Origin of the sequence: Pseudodesulfovibrio sp., assembly GCF_028692895.1 — a bacterium.
Classification (GTDB): domain Bacteria; phylum Desulfobacterota; class Desulfovibrionia; order Desulfovibrionales; family Desulfovibrionaceae; genus Pseudodesulfovibrio.
Window position 1 is genome coordinate 1 of the sequence record NZ_JAQUWN010000023.1, and the last position, 12,583, is coordinate 12,583.

The 12,583-nt window shown below is 63.7% G+C and carries 13 protein-coding genes; 6 read left to right on the forward strand and 7 right to left on the reverse strand.

Annotation, left to right across the window (positions count from 1 at the left end):
* Positions 1-26 precede the first annotated feature (26 nt).
* Positions 27-1,298 carry a glycosyltransferase gene (locus PHP91_RS07675; protein WP_300139245.1) on the reverse strand — a complete coding sequence of 424 codons (1,272 nt, stop codon included), beginning with the start codon at positions 1,296-1,298 and terminating at the stop codon, positions 27-29.
* The gene (locus PHP91_RS07680; protein ID WP_300139247.1) at positions 1,295-2,548 is read right to left on the reverse strand and encodes a glycosyltransferase family 9 protein; all 1,254 of its coding nucleotides are present in this window, start codon (positions 2,546-2,548) and stop codon (positions 1,295-1,297) included. Before PHP91_RS07680 ends, PHP91_RS07675 begins: the two co-directional genes overlap by 4 nt.
* 101 nt (positions 2,549-2,649) lie before the next feature.
* Between PHP91_RS07680 and PHP91_RS07685 the strand changes: the two genes are divergently transcribed.
* The 6 genes from PHP91_RS07685 to PHP91_RS07710 all read left to right on the forward strand — a co-directional run bounded on the left by PHP91_RS07685 (position 2,650) and on the right by PHP91_RS07710 (position 7,613).
* Complete coding sequence (locus tag PHP91_RS07685; RefSeq protein WP_300139248.1) at positions 2,650-3,327, forward strand: bifunctional precorrin-2 dehydrogenase/sirohydrochlorin ferrochelatase; 678 nt, start codon at positions 2,650-2,652, stop codon at positions 3,325-3,327.
* Positions 3,314-4,126, forward strand: a complete 813-nt coding sequence (ccsA, locus tag PHP91_RS07690; RefSeq protein WP_300139250.1) for a cytochrome c biogenesis protein CcsA — start codon at positions 3,314-3,316, stop codon at positions 4,124-4,126. The genes PHP91_RS07685 and ccsA overlap by 14 nt, the downstream gene beginning before the upstream one ends.
* Positions 4,123-5,496, forward strand: coding sequence for a glutamyl-tRNA reductase (hemA, locus tag PHP91_RS07695; protein ID WP_300139252.1), 1,374 nt, complete (start codon positions 4,123-4,125; stop codon positions 5,494-5,496). Before ccsA ends, hemA begins: the two co-directional genes overlap by 4 nt.
* Positions 5,496-5,843, forward strand: a complete 348-nt coding sequence (locus tag PHP91_RS07700; RefSeq protein WP_300139254.1) for a hypothetical protein — start codon at positions 5,496-5,498, stop codon at positions 5,841-5,843. Before hemA ends, PHP91_RS07700 begins: the two co-directional genes overlap by 1 nt.
* A gap of 104 nt (positions 5,844-5,947) precedes the next feature.
* Entirely contained in the window at positions 5,948-6,853 is a 906-nt protein-coding gene (tilS, locus tag PHP91_RS07705; RefSeq protein WP_366141548.1) for a tRNA lysidine(34) synthetase TilS, read from the forward strand.
* A 94-nt stretch (positions 6,854-6,947) separates the two neighbouring features.
* On the forward strand, positions 6,948-7,613 hold the full coding sequence (locus PHP91_RS07710; RefSeq protein WP_300139258.1) for an adenylate kinase: 666 nt from the start codon (positions 6,948-6,950) through the stop codon (positions 7,611-7,613).
* 481 nt (positions 7,614-8,094) lie between these two features.
* Here the strand turns inward: PHP91_RS07710 and PHP91_RS07715 are convergent, their stop codons facing one another.
* From PHP91_RS07715 to PHP91_RS07735, 5 genes are all read right to left on the reverse strand, one after another.
* The gene (locus tag PHP91_RS07715; RefSeq protein ID WP_300139260.1) at positions 8,095-8,286 is read right to left on the reverse strand and encodes a hypothetical protein; all 192 of its coding nucleotides are present in this window, start codon (positions 8,284-8,286) and stop codon (positions 8,095-8,097) included.
* A gap of 266 nt (positions 8,287-8,552) precedes the next feature.
* On the reverse strand, positions 8,553-9,617 hold the full coding sequence (gene secF, locus PHP91_RS07720) for a protein translocase subunit SecF (RefSeq protein ID WP_300139262.1): 1,065 nt from the start codon (positions 9,615-9,617) through the stop codon (positions 8,553-8,555).
* A 10-nt stretch (positions 9,618-9,627) separates the two neighbouring features.
* Entirely contained in the window at positions 9,628-11,220 is a 1,593-nt protein-coding gene (gene secD / locus PHP91_RS07725; protein WP_300139264.1) for a protein translocase subunit SecD, read from the reverse strand.
* Between the two features lie 125 nt (positions 11,221-11,345).
* Entirely contained in the window at positions 11,346-11,708 is a 363-nt protein-coding gene (gene yajC / locus PHP91_RS07730) for a preprotein translocase subunit YajC (RefSeq protein WP_300139266.1), read from the reverse strand.
* Positions 11,709-11,821: 113 nt separating this feature from the next.
* Complete coding sequence (locus tag PHP91_RS07735; protein ID WP_300139345.1) at positions 11,822-12,583, reverse strand: hypothetical protein; 762 nt, start codon at positions 12,581-12,583, stop codon at positions 11,822-11,824.

A 12,583-nucleotide genomic window follows, 5' to 3' on the forward strand; every position in this document is an offset into this window, starting at 1 on the left:
TTCTTCATGCGGCGCTTTAAGAAAAGTCAACCTCGTTTTGCGTAGAGTTTGCGCCATTCGTCCAGAAACAGGATGGCCGTGTCCAGGTCGGAAAGTGTGCCCTGCTGCTGGCGCACGGCCCAGACCAGGTCGAGGAAGGGGACGTCCTCGGGGAGCCCCAGGCGGGCGATCAGGGCCCGGATGTCGGCCGCCAGCTCGGGCGGGAAGCCGTCGCCAAGGGGCGAGGCGGCGGAGCGGGACCGGGGCCAGCCGGGGATGCGCTCGGCCGTGAAGTCGAGGAGCGTCCTCATGCGCGCCTGATAGGTGTGGTCGCGCAGCACGCGCTCCCTGCCCTTGCGGGTGATGGCCGCCATCTCTGCGGGATGGTTCAGGAAATGGTCGATCTTGGCCGACAGCTCCTCCATGGAGTCGAAGATGGCGAGTTCGTCGTCCGCAAAGGCTTCGGACAGAAGCGAGCGGCGGTCCACCAACTGAAACGCGCCGCAGGCCGCCAGTTCGAAGGTGCGCGGGTTGATGAAGTCCCCGCCCGTGACCAGTTCCTCGGCCTGGATGCTGGAATGCAGGTTCAGGTTGATGGTGGTGGCGTTGAAGATTTTCACGCAATCCTCGGAGGATACGCGCGCGCCCTTCATCTGGACCAGGGGCGTGAGGACGTGGTCGCCCTCCCATTCGGTGCCCCATATCTTGAAGTCGCGGTCCACCAGCTCGTGGAAGGCCCGTCGCCGGTTGGGATAGCCCGCGCCCATGAAGGACACGGCAGAGCCGAACTTGCGCCGCTCCACCGGGGACAGCTCCACGGGCCTGTGGAACGCCGGCAGCGCGGCCAGGGGCAGGTAGAGGGCGTTGGGCTGGCCGATAGCCGCCAGTTCTCCGTGGAACGGCTCCTTCTGGATAACGGCGAAGACATCGTAGAGGGGCGCAAAGGATTTCCAGTAGGTAAACAGCCGGTAATCCTCGACAAACCACATGGCGGTGGCCACGCCGTCCCGGCGCAGCCGCTTGAGGGCCTGGTGGTTCAGCGGGGCCTGGGCCATAGCCAGCACCAGGTCGGGCTCGAAGGTCTCCACCTTGGCCAGCACGGACTGGCTGACCACGTTGAGAAAGCTGTTTTGCAGGTAGCTGAGCCGGTCCGTGGTCACCTTGAGCTTCTTGAGGGAGTCGTAGGCCGCGTTGAAGTCCGGGGCCTCGAAGGTTTCCACCAGGTGCCCCTCGTCCCGGAGCGCCGCGGCCACGTAGCGGCCGATGGGCAGCGAGCCGCCGTAGAGCGGCAGGACCACGAGAATGCGCAAATGGTTCATGGCTGTTCCTTGCGTTGTTCGCCGGGGCGGGCCATCCAGTCCGCCTCCCGGTAGAGTTGGCGGCCGAGCTCGTGGTCGGACATGCAAATTTCATCAATGTTTCCAGTTAGGTATTGCTGGATGAACCTTCGGAACGCGGTTCGCTCCTTCACGTCCGGGTCCGCGCCGCCCAGGGGGGCGAAGGTCAGGCCCAGACCGTCGAAGGCCGAGGCGTAGGCCGTCAGCCCTTCGGGCAGGTGCTCGGCCCGGCCCGTGACCAGGTGGCGCTGAAAGCCGGGATCGGCGAAGGGGCGCAGGCAGGCCACGCCGTTTTGGCAGGGTGCGGTCTCAAGGCAGGGGCCGCACGGGAGCGCGGACTGGAGGACCGTGTGGCCCGCGCCGTAGGGCCCGGTCTCGAAGCACCACGCCGACGAGAGGAAGCAGGCCATGACCGGCGTGCCCAGGTGGGCGGCCAGGTGCATGGTGCCGGTGTCCGGAGTCAGGAGCAGGTCCAGGCCGGAAACGACCTCGACAAGGTCCGCCCAGTCGGTCTTTCCGGCCAGGTTGGCCGTCAGGTCCTGCACGGCCGGGCTCATCCGCTTGCGGACCGCCTGCCCCGCCGGGGCTTCGGCCGGGCCGCCCAGCAGGAAGACGTCCTTTGCTCCGCGCGACCTGACCAGGGTGGACGCGGCCTGGGCCAGGACATCCACGGGCAGGGAACGCCGCGACTCGCGACCGGACAGGACCACGCCGATGCCGCCGCCGTGCGGCGTTGCGGTCGGGTTGACCGTCTCGGGCGCGATCGCGTCCGGGCAGTACGCGCCCCAGAAATCCACCAGGTTCAGGCCGATGCGCCGTTTCTCGGACCAGCGCATGGCCATGGCGGGCCAGGGGCCGATCAGCTCCTGGCCGTCCTTCCAGGCGTAGCCGCGCACGCTGTCCGGGTCGAACAGCGCGGCCAGCCGGAAGTTGAGGCCGGAAAAATTGAGATTGTACACCTCGTCGAAGCGGGCGGCCTGTAGTTCGGCAAACGCGGCGCGGTTGTCCGTGAGCAGCGCACAGGCCGCCTCGGCCGCGTCAAGTCCGGTGCCGTGGGCCGTGATCGGGTGCAGGACGGCCTCCGGGTGGACCAGCCGTGCCAGGGGGGCCAGGGAGCGGTCCAGGCAGAGGTGGACCGAGGCTTCCGGCCGGGCGCAGAGCGTCGCCAGCAGCCGTTTGGTCTGGAGGAGGTCCCCGAAACGGGCCAGTTGTATGACGAGGTATCGTTTCATGTCGCCCTTGGCGTCAAATATCTATCGTAACTCGGGGTTTCATTGCAAGAACCGGGCAATTGGCGTTTTACATGCGGCCCGACCGGGGCTATAGTCCCCCGATGCGATACTACCCCATCTTCGTGAACCTGGAAAACAAGCGCTGCCTGGTGGTCGGCGCGGGCGAGGTCGGCAAGCGCAAGATCCAGTCCCTGCTGGACGCCGGACCGGGCTGGCTGACCATTGTCGACACCGCTCCTGCCGCGCCGGAGCTGGCTCCCCTGCTCGCTCGGGACAACGTGGAGTTCTTCCAGCGCGGTTTCGAGGACACTGACGTGGACGGCCGTTTCCTGGTCATCGCCTGCACCTCCAGCGAGACGGTCAACTGGCGGATCAGCAACCTGTGCGCCGAGCGCGGCATCCTGTGCAATATCGTGGACCAGCCCGAGAAGTGCAGCTTCATCGTCCCGGCCACGGTCAAGCGCGGCGACCTGACGGTGGCCATCTCCACCGCCGGGAGGAGTCCGGCCATGGCCAAGCGCATCCGCAAGGAACTGCAGGAAAATTTTGGCGAGGAATACGCCAGTCTGCTGACGCTCATGGGCCGCCTCCGCCCCCTGCTCCTGGGCCTGGGCCGGACCACCGCCGAGAACACGGCCGTGTTCAGGGGGTTGGTGGACTCCCATCTCCTGGACGCCATGAAAAGCCGCGACCTTGACGAAGTCGGGGAAATTCTTAAAAAGTCATTGCCGGAGCCGTTGCACGAAACCATCCCGGAGCTTGTCGATGGGCTTGTTTGAGACCTTGCATATCCTCATCATTGCGCTTTATGCGCTTGGCACCCTGCTTTTCCTGACCGGGAGCGGCACGGGCAACAACCGTTTGCGGCGCGTCTCGGTCTGGTTCGCGGCAGCGGGCTTCGCGCTCAACACCCTGGACCTCGCCATGGTTCTGCTGGACGACCGCGCGGCCCTGAGCGGGAGCGCGTTCTATTTCAACATCATGGCCTGGTGCGTCCTGGCCCTGTACTTTTTCCTGTGGTGGCGGCTCAGGCTCGAATTCCTGGCCATCACCGCCCTGCCGCTCGCCCTGCTGCTCTTCGTGGCCTCGCTTGCCCTGGGCGGCATCCGCGTGGTCATGCCCCCGGTCCTGACCTCCCTGTTCTTCGTGCTGCACATCGGCGCCCTCGTCCTGACCATCGGCGTGCTGACCATGGCCTTCGGCGCGGGGGTTGCGTTCCTCTATTACAACCGCAAGCTCAAGACCAAGGCCGGGTTGTCGAGCATGGGCCGGGACGTGCCGTCCCTGGACAAGTTCGACACCGTGAACCGCTGGGCCGTGCTTTTCGGCTTTCCGCTTTACACCCTGGGGCTTTTTTCCACCTACATCTGGTACCTGATCGCCCCTGACCGGCCCTTTGCCTGGGACGCCATGAAGGTGGTCTCCCTGGCCGTCTGGTTTCTCTATGCCTTTCTCTTTCACCAGCGCACGGTGCTGGGTTGGCGCGGGCGCAAGCCCGCCGTGCTCGCCATCTGGGTGTTCGCGGGCATGTGCATCTCCCTGCTCCATCACGCCGTAACCTTCAGGGCGATGCCATGAACCGGAAGATAATCCTCGTAGGCCTGAACCACCGCACCGCGGGCGTCGAGGTGCGGGAGAAGTTCGCCCTCACCGACCTGGAGCACGTGGAAAAGGGGCTGTTGGCCCACTGTCCGCTCCAGGAGTGCATGGCGCTCTCCACCTGCAACCGGGTGGAGATCGTGGCCGTGACCCGCAACGTGCCGGAGCGCGAGGCCATGGACGCCGTGATCCAGTACTGGGCGGGCGTGTGCAAGGGCCCGGCGGACCTGCTCTGGGAGAACACCTACCGTTACGCCGATCTGGAGGCGGTGGAGCACCTCTTCACCGTGGCGTGCAGCCTGGACTCCATGGTCATGGGCGAGCCGCAGATCCTGGGGCAGCTCAAGGACGCCTATCGCTCCGCCGTGGACGAGGGCTCGGCCAAGACCATCATCAACCGGCTGCTGCACAAGTCTTTTTCCGTGGCCAAGCGCGTCCGCACCGAGACGGCCATCGCCTCCAGCGCGGTGTCCATCAGCTACGCGGCCGTGGAGTTGGCCAAGAAGATCTTCGGCAACCTGAGCGGCACCAAGGCCATGCTGGTGGGCGCGGGCGAGATGGCCGAGCTGGCCGCCACCCACCTGCTCCACAGCGGCGTGCAGTCCATCATCATCGCCAACCGCACCCTGTCCCGGGCCAAGGAGCTGGCCGCCAACCTCGGCGGCGAGCCCATCCAGATCGAATCCATGCCCGACCGGCTGCCCGATGTGGACATCGTCATCAGCTCCACCGGTTCCCCCGTGGCCGTCATCAAGGCCAAGGACGTGAAGCAGGTCCTGAAGCGGCGCAAGAACAAGCCCATGTTCTTCATCGACATCGCCGTGCCGCGCGACATCGACCCGGACGTCAACCAGCTTGACAACGTCTACCTCTACGACATCGACGACCTGAAGGAAGTCGTGGAGGAGAATATGGCCCAGCGCCAGGAGGAGGCGGGCAAGGCCCGTGCCGTGGTCGGTGCGGAAACCGTCATCTTCAGCAACTGGCTCAAGTCCCTCGAACTTCAGCCGACCATCGTGGACTTGGTGGACCGGGGCGAGGAGATCGCCCTGCGCGAGCTCGGCAAGACCCTGAAAAAAATCGGCCAGGTGGACGAGAAGACCCGCAACGCCTTGGAAACGCTGGTCCTCTCCGTGGCCCACAAGACGCTGCACGAGCCCATCTGTTTTCTCAAGCGCCGGACCCAGGAAGAGGGATCGGCCGAGCGGTTCATCGATCTGGCCCGCCGCATGTTCAACCTTGACGACGAGACCGTTCCGTCCACGGCCCACATGGACCGCAAGACGACCGCCTGCTCGCCCGAGGACATTGAACAGTTCATCGACGCCTCCAAGAACAAGGAACAATAATGCGCACCTACGTCATAGAAGACCTCTACGAGGACGACTACGCCAAGATCGTCAAAGCCCTCGACGAGATCAAGCTGAACGGCCCACTGGAGGGCATCTACTACCTCCCTCTGCCCGAAGAGCTGCTCGAACCGGAGCAGAAGGAACACCTGGGCGAGTGCGGGCCCTACTTCATGGCCCTGGAGACCGTCCAGGGGGTGGCTGAAAGCCAGTTGCGCCTTGAACTGCTTGTGCGCGGCCGCAGCAAGATCCGCTGCTCCTGCATCACCTACGCCACGCCCGCGCAGCGCAAGCACATGATCGAGTACCTCGACCGGTTCATCGGGGATCTCGGCGTTTCCGCCTGATGGGGGCCGCGCCCGGCGCCCCTCCGGGGTCCCTTCAGGGCCTCCCGCCGAAATGGGCGCATTTCTCCCTGCGCGTCGAGCGGTTCATCACCGATGAACTGGGCTTGGACCTTTCCAAAAAGACCCTGATTTCCGCCTGTTCCGGCGGCGCGGACTCCACCGCCCTGCTCCTGGTCCTGCACTGGCTGGCCAGCCGGAGCGGCGGCCGCGTCGTGGGCGTCCACCTGGACCACGGCCTGCGGCCCGAATCCGGGGATGACGCGGCCTTCGTGCGCGGCCTCTGCGACGCCCTTGGCGTTGAGTGCGTGGTCCGCCGGGTCGACGTGGCGGATCTGGCCGAGACCAGCGGCGTGGGCCTGGAGGAAGCGGGCCGCAACGCCCGCTATGCCCTCTTTGCGGAGGTCCTGGCCGGGCACGGCGGCGACGCGGTGGCCGTGGCCCACCACCTGGACGACCTGGCCGAGGACGTGCTCATGCGCCTGGTGCGAGGCACGGGCTGGCCCGGCCTCTCGGGCATGGCCGGATACGATCCCGTCCGTCGGCTGCTCCGCCCCTTCCTGCTCACCCGGAAGGCCGAGCTGACAGGCCTGCTCGCCGACATTGGTGTGGGCTGGCGCGAAGATTGTTCCAATTCGGACGAGCGCTGGACGCGAAACCGGGTCCGCCACGCCATCCTGCCGCTGCTGCTTGAGGAAAACCCGAATTTTCCCGAGGCCGTGGCCCGGCTCTGGCGCTTGGGCGCGCTGGACGCCGGCTACTGGGCCGAGCAGACCACGGGTGCTGACGGGCTGCTGGACAACCGTCGGCTGCACGCGGCCCATAAGGCGCTGCGGCTGCGGCTCTACAAGTCGGCCCTGGACGGGATCGGCGGCGGCCAGGTCCTGGCCGACACCCTGTTCAGGCTGGATACGGCCTGGACCGAGGGCCGGATCGGCGCGGTGTTCCAGTTCCCGGGTGACCGGACGGCCGCAATCACCGCTTCCGGCGTGCTTTTCTCCGCCAAGCATTGACTTCCTCGTATCCCCGGTATAAGAGCATGTGATCTTTTGCACAATGTGCGGCAATGCAGCGGCATTGCCTTTTTCATCATCAGGAGGAGTTAGCATGAACATTCTGATTTTCGGGCCCAACGGCTCCGGTAAAGGCACCCAGGGCAACATTGCCAAGGACAAGTACAACCTGGATCACATCGAGTCCGGCGCCATTTTCCGCAAGCACATCGGCGGCGGCACCGAACTGGGCATGAAAGCCAAGGAATATATCAACAAGGGCGAACTCGTTCCCGATGACATCACCATTCCCATGGTTCTCGACGTGCTGGCCTCCTCCAAGAACGGCTGGCTGCTCGACGGCTTCCCCCGCTCCCTGGTTCAGGGCGAGAAGCTGTGGGACGCCCTGCAGAAGGACGGCGTGAAGCTCGACTACGTCATCGAGATCAAGCTGCCCCGCGAGATCGCCAAGGCCCGCATCATGGGTCGCCGCCTCTGCGCCAACAACCCGAACCACCCCAACAACGTCGGCATCCCGGTCATCGCCCCTGACGGCGACAAGTGCCGTGTCTGCGGCGGCGAGCTCTCCGCCCGTAGCGACGACCAGGACGAGGACGCCATCAACAAGCGCCACGACATCTACTACGATGAAAAGACCGGCACCATGGCCGCCTGCAACTTCTACAAGAACATGAAGGACGGCGGCTTCAAGTACATCGAACTGAACGGCGAGGATTCCATCAGCGCCATCAAGGATTACCTGGTCAGCCAGCTTGCCTAGCTTCTCATCCGCTTGGATGTTCCAGCCCCTTCCGGTCTCCCGGGAGGGGCTTTTTCATGCCTGTGCCACCGGCATTCGGGAACGTCCCGGCTTGTTTATCTTCGCCATGCGCCATTTATGGACAGATGCCAGGCGGAAGGCGCGTGCTTGATTGGGCACTGTAACCATAAGGGGGGGCAAAAGGAATGAGCCCCGCTGAAGCGGGGCTCATTTTATAATGACTCCTGGCGGGACGCCCTCCAGGACGAAGCCTGGCACTCCCGCATTGGTAGTGGGCTTTCGCTCACTGTCCGCTGGCCCGACGTTTTTCCAGTCATCAGGAGTCAAATAGCTGGTTGGCGGGGCCTCCCGTCCGGACTGAATCCGGAAACCCCGCATAGCACTCCGTCACGCCTTTTGGCGCGCCGTGTTACGGCCGGGAGATTCATCACCGTGTCGCAACCCGCTACAACTTTATGTAGCACCATTAGCCGTTACACGTCTAATGCCTTTTTACGAACCGGGTGATTTCACCGGCCACGGCATACAGAGCCTCATCGGAAGCGTCTTCTATGGACGGGATCAAGTTCACGATCCTTTGCAGCTCTACCTGCACCTCGGCAAACAGGCTTTCGGATTCTTTCTCCGCAAGGAATATGGTATGCACCATCCAACCATTGATGCCTACGGTCATGGCAAATTTGTCACCCTCTTTTCGAGCGTGGCACGGGCTTCACCTGGCAGACAGAGGCCCTGGACGATTATACCCTCTGTTCCAGTAGACCCTACCGTCGCCCCATCGTCGATTGGAATCCATTGATCGCTGCGCATGGCGCAAAGTCCTGCGTATGGTTTAGAAGGGCTGTACCGGATAATTTAGAGAAGTTATCCGGTACAGCCCCAAAAGAAAAGAGGGGAAGGACCGCAGTCCCTCCCCTCTTGCTTTGGTATTGCTGCCGTTTAGGCTTCGACGGCCTTGGCGGGCTTGCTCACGCCGAATCCGAGCAGGATCGGGCTGGCCACGTAGATGGACGAATAGGTGCCCACCACGATGCCGATGAGCAGGGCCAGGGCGAAGTCGTGGATGACGCTGCCGCCCAGGATGTACAGGCAGACCACGACCAGGAGCGTCGTCGCCGACGTCATGATTGTGCGCGACAGGGTCTGGTTGATGGATCGGTTGATGATCCAGGCGAAGTCGTCGCCGCTCTTGCTGGCCAGATTGTTCTCGCGGATACGGTCGAAGACGATGATGGTGTCGTTGAGCGAGTAACCGATGATCGTCAGGAGCGCCGCAATGATGGTCAGGTCGAACTCCTTGCCCAGGATGGAGAAGATGCCCACCGTTATCATCACGTCGTGTATCAGGGCGACTACGGCTCCCAAGGCGTAGTTGAGTTTCAGGTACCAGCACATTACCAGGGTCACGACCATGGCGATGATGATGAGCCACCCCATGTCGAGCCCGGCGAGACTTACGCCGTAGATGACGCCGCCCAGGACCGCCGCCATGATGGCCGCCACGGTCCATCGTTGCTCGAACCGTCCGGAGATGTACACCGCGATGAGCAGCACCGCGTAGAACATGGCCTCAAGCGCCTTGGCGCGCAGGTCCGCGCCGACCTTGGGCCCGACCATTTCGAGTCGTTGGATCTCGAAGGAGTTGTCCTTGATGTTCTTGGCCAGAGCGTCGGTGAGCTGGTCGCGGATTTCCTGCGACGATATCTCCGAGGTGGAGGTGCGCACCAGGTATTCGTGGTCGCCTTCAAGGCCCAGGGTCTGGACCACCAGGCCGGGCAGCTCAAGGCCGGCAAGGCCCTTCTTGAACTCGCTCACGTCCATCGGCTTCTCGGCCTTGACCTGGACGATCATGCCGCCCGCGAAGTCGATGCCGTACTTGGGGCCGCCGTTGATGGTCAGCGAGATCAGCCCGGCCAGGATGAAGAGCCCCGAGATGATGAAGGCGATCTTCCTGATGCCGATGAAGTTGATGTTGGTATCGGGTTTGATGAGTTGAAGTCCCATGTTTCTCCCCCTAGATGCTCAGTTTGGCGCTGTCGGCGCGGCTTTTGAGGTACAGGTCGAACAGGATGCGCGACACGAAGATGGCCGTGAACATGGAGGTGATGATGCCGAGCGTCAGGGTGACGGCAAAGCCTCGCACCGGACCGGTGCCGAACTGATAGAGGATGATGGCCGCGATGACCGTGGTCACGTTTGCGTCCATGATGGTCAGGGTGGCGCGGCCGTAACCCTCGTCGAGGGCGGCGCGCGGGGTCAGGCCTCGCCTGAGTTCCTCGCGGATGCGCTCGAAGATGATGACATTGGCGTCCACAGCCATGCCGATGGTCAGGATGATGCCTGCGATGCCCGGCAGGGTCAGCGTGGCCCCGAAGGCGGCCAGGCCGCCCAGGATGAGCATGATGTTCAGGCAGAGCACCACGTCGGCCACAAAGCCGCCGAAACCATAGTAGATAACCATGAAGCCGAGTACGACCGCCAGGCCGATGACGGCGGAAAGGATGCCCTTGTTGATGGACTCCTGGCCCAGGGAAGGACCGACGGTCCGCTGTTCCAGAATCTTGACCGGCGCGGGAAGCGATCCGGCGCGCAGGACGACAGCCAGGTCCCTGGCCTCTTCCTTGGTGAACCGGCCGGTGATGGAGGCGCGCCCGCCGCCGATCTTCTCCTGGATGACCGGCGCGGAATAGACCTTGCCGTCCAGGACGATGGCCATGCGCTTGTTCACGTTCTCACCGGTCAGGTCGGCGAAGATGTTGCCGCCCCGGTTGTTGAAGGTGATGGAGACGTAGGGCGAGTTCCACTGGTCCATCAGGACCTTGGCGTCGGTGATGTATTCGCCGGTGAGCACGGCGTCCTTCTTCAGGACGATGGGCGTCTCGGAGTAGGACTGGTCGGCGTTGCGGTGCAGCAGCACGGACAGCTCGCGGCCCGGGGCCAGGATGCCCTTGACCGCCTTCTGCACGTCGGCGGTGTCGTCCACCATCTTGAACTCGAGGTGGGCGGTCTGGCCGATGATCTTGATGGCGCGCTCCGGGTCCTGCAGGCCGGGCAACTGCACCTGGATGCGGTTGCCCTGCTGCTTGCGGATGTCCGGCTCGGCCACGCCGAACTGGTCGATGCGGTTGCGGATGGTCTTGATTGCCTGGTCCATGGTCAGCTTGGTCATCTCGTCCACGTACCGGGGCGGCACGGAGACGATGTACTTGAGCTTGTCGCCCTCCATGGACTCGGTGCTGTCGATGGCGAAGGGAGTCTGGGCCTTGATCAGCTTGTCCAGCTCGTCCCGCTGCTCGCTCTTGAGCAGCACCAGTTCGACCCGGTTGCCGGAGATGACGTTGGGCCGGAGGATGAAGATGCCCTTCTCCCGGGCGCTGGCCTTGAGGTCCTCGCCCTGGAGCGAAAGATTGTTTTTCATGGCGGTGGTCATGTCCACGCCGAGGGTGAGATGAATGCCGCCCTTGAGGTCGAGGCCGAGGCTGACCGGGTTGCCCGGCAGGAACTTGCCGACGGTCCGCTGCACGCCGGGGATCGACGGCAGCATGTAGGCCAGACCCAGGATCAGCACGGCCGCGGTGATGATGATTCTTAGACGCAGACTCTGCATGAAATCTCCCTATGATACGAACACGTTACAACCTGTTCCCGTCACTTCCTCAAACATGAAGACGGACCGGGCCACAGCAAGCGTGGCCCGGCCCGCATGGAAGTCCGATGGGCAGGCTGTCAACCCTACTTCTTTTTCTTTTCGTCTGCTGCGGGCTTGCCGTCCTTGTCGGCGACGAACCCGCGCTTGATGACGACGTTGACGCCCTGGGCGATCTCGATGGTGAGGTTGTCACCGTCGATGTCGGTGATGACGCCGAGGATGCCGCCGTTGGTCCAGACCTTGTCGCCCTTCTTGAGCGCGTCGAGCATGGCCCGGTGCAGCTTCTGCTTCTTCTGCTGCGGGCGAATGAGCAGGAAGTAGAAGATGGCGAACATCAAGATGAGCATCGGCAGCGGACCGCCGAGGATGGCGCCCAGGCCGCCCGGAGCGCCGGCGCCTCCGCCGGAAGGCGGGGCCATTGCGTAGGCTACGGAATCAAAGAACATGAATCCTCCAACAGGTAGTAAAGTTGTGTTCCCGTCACACTGTAAATCTGGGCCGAACCGTGGACGGATGCGCCGCCGCGGGTCACCCCCCGGCGGGCCCGGCGTCCGCCCTGCTAGCAGGGCACGTACAGGTTGCCGTACGGCCGGTGCGAGAACGGCCGAATTTTTAGGAAGTTCTCGCCCATAATCGCCTTGCTGTCCAGCTTCAATTCCCTGGCGTAGTCCTTGACGAGGCCTTCGATGACCTTGAGATCGTCGGAGTCCACGGGCTGCGCGTGCAGGCCGGGGCCGAGCTGATTTTCGGGCACTTCGCCGCGCACGTAGATCACGCCGCCGTGCATTCCCGTTCCGAGGCTTCGTCCCGCAACAGGCGCATCAGGCTTATCAGAAAACATACCCAAGAGCAAAATAATTCCACCGGCCATGTATTCGCCGAGGAAGTCCCCGGCCTTGCCGCCGACCACGATTTTCGGCTGGTGGTCGAGGTACGCCTTCATGTGGATGCCGACGCGGTATCCCACGTCCCCCTTGATGAATATCTCGCCGCCGCGCATGGCGTAGCCGATGACGTCGCCCGCCAGCCCTTCGATGACGATGCGGCCGTTGTCCATGGTGTTGCCCACACCGTCCTGGGCGTTGTTGCGCACCCGAACGTAGGGCCCGCGCATGAACGCGGCCAGGTCCTGGCCAGGCACGCCGTGGATGTCGAAGGTCAGGTCGCCCTCCAGCGCCGTGGCGATGTAGCGCTGGCCGTTGACGGCATTGAGTGTGAAGTCCGTGACGCCCTCCTTGACCAGGGCGCGGATTTCCTCGTTGAACTGCTTGTAGTAGGTGCTCCCTGCGGTCAGGGTCTTCTTCTTGCGCTTGGTGGCCAT

Bases quoted from the DNA above. Each gene is read 5' to 3' on its own strand.
- yajC (WP_300139266.1), bottom strand. From the start codon at position 11,708: ATGTTCTTTGATTCCGTAGCCTACGCAATGGCCCCGCCTTCCGGCGGA.
- PHP91_RS07675 (WP_300139245.1), bottom strand. From the start codon at position 1,298: ATGAACCATTTGCGCATTCTCGTGGTCCTGCCGCTCTACGGCGGCTCG.
- PHP91_RS07735 (WP_300139345.1), bottom strand. From the start codon at position 12,583: ATGGCCACCAAGCGCAAGAAGAAGACCCTGACCGCAGGGAGCACCTAC.
- PHP91_RS07710 (WP_300139258.1), top strand. From the start codon at position 6,948: ATGAACATTCTGATTTTCGGGCCCAACGGCTCCGGTAAAGGCACCCAG.
- PHP91_RS07700 (WP_300139254.1), top strand. From the start codon at position 5,496: ATGCGCACCTACGTCATAGAAGACCTCTACGAGGACGACTACGCCAAG.
- ccsA (WP_300139250.1), top strand. From the start codon at position 3,314: ATGGGCTTGTTTGAGACCTTGCATATCCTCATCATTGCGCTTTATGCG.
- PHP91_RS07685 (WP_300139248.1), top strand. From the start codon at position 2,650: ATGCGATACTACCCCATCTTCGTGAACCTGGAAAACAAGCGCTGCCTG.
- PHP91_RS07680 (WP_300139247.1), bottom strand. From the start codon at position 2,548: ATGAAACGATACCTCGTCATACAACTGGCCCGTTTCGGGGACCTCCTC.
- PHP91_RS07715 (WP_300139260.1), bottom strand. From the start codon at position 8,286: ATGACCGTAGGCATCAATGGTTGGATGGTGCATACCATATTCCTTGCG.
- secD (WP_300139264.1), bottom strand. From the start codon at position 11,220: ATGCAGAGTCTGCGTCTAAGAATCATCATCACCGCGGCCGTGCTGATC.
- hemA (WP_300139252.1), top strand. From the start codon at position 4,123: ATGAACCGGAAGATAATCCTCGTAGGCCTGAACCACCGCACCGCGGGC.
- secF (WP_300139262.1), bottom strand. From the start codon at position 9,617: ATGGGACTTCAACTCATCAAACCCGATACCAACATCAACTTCATCGGC.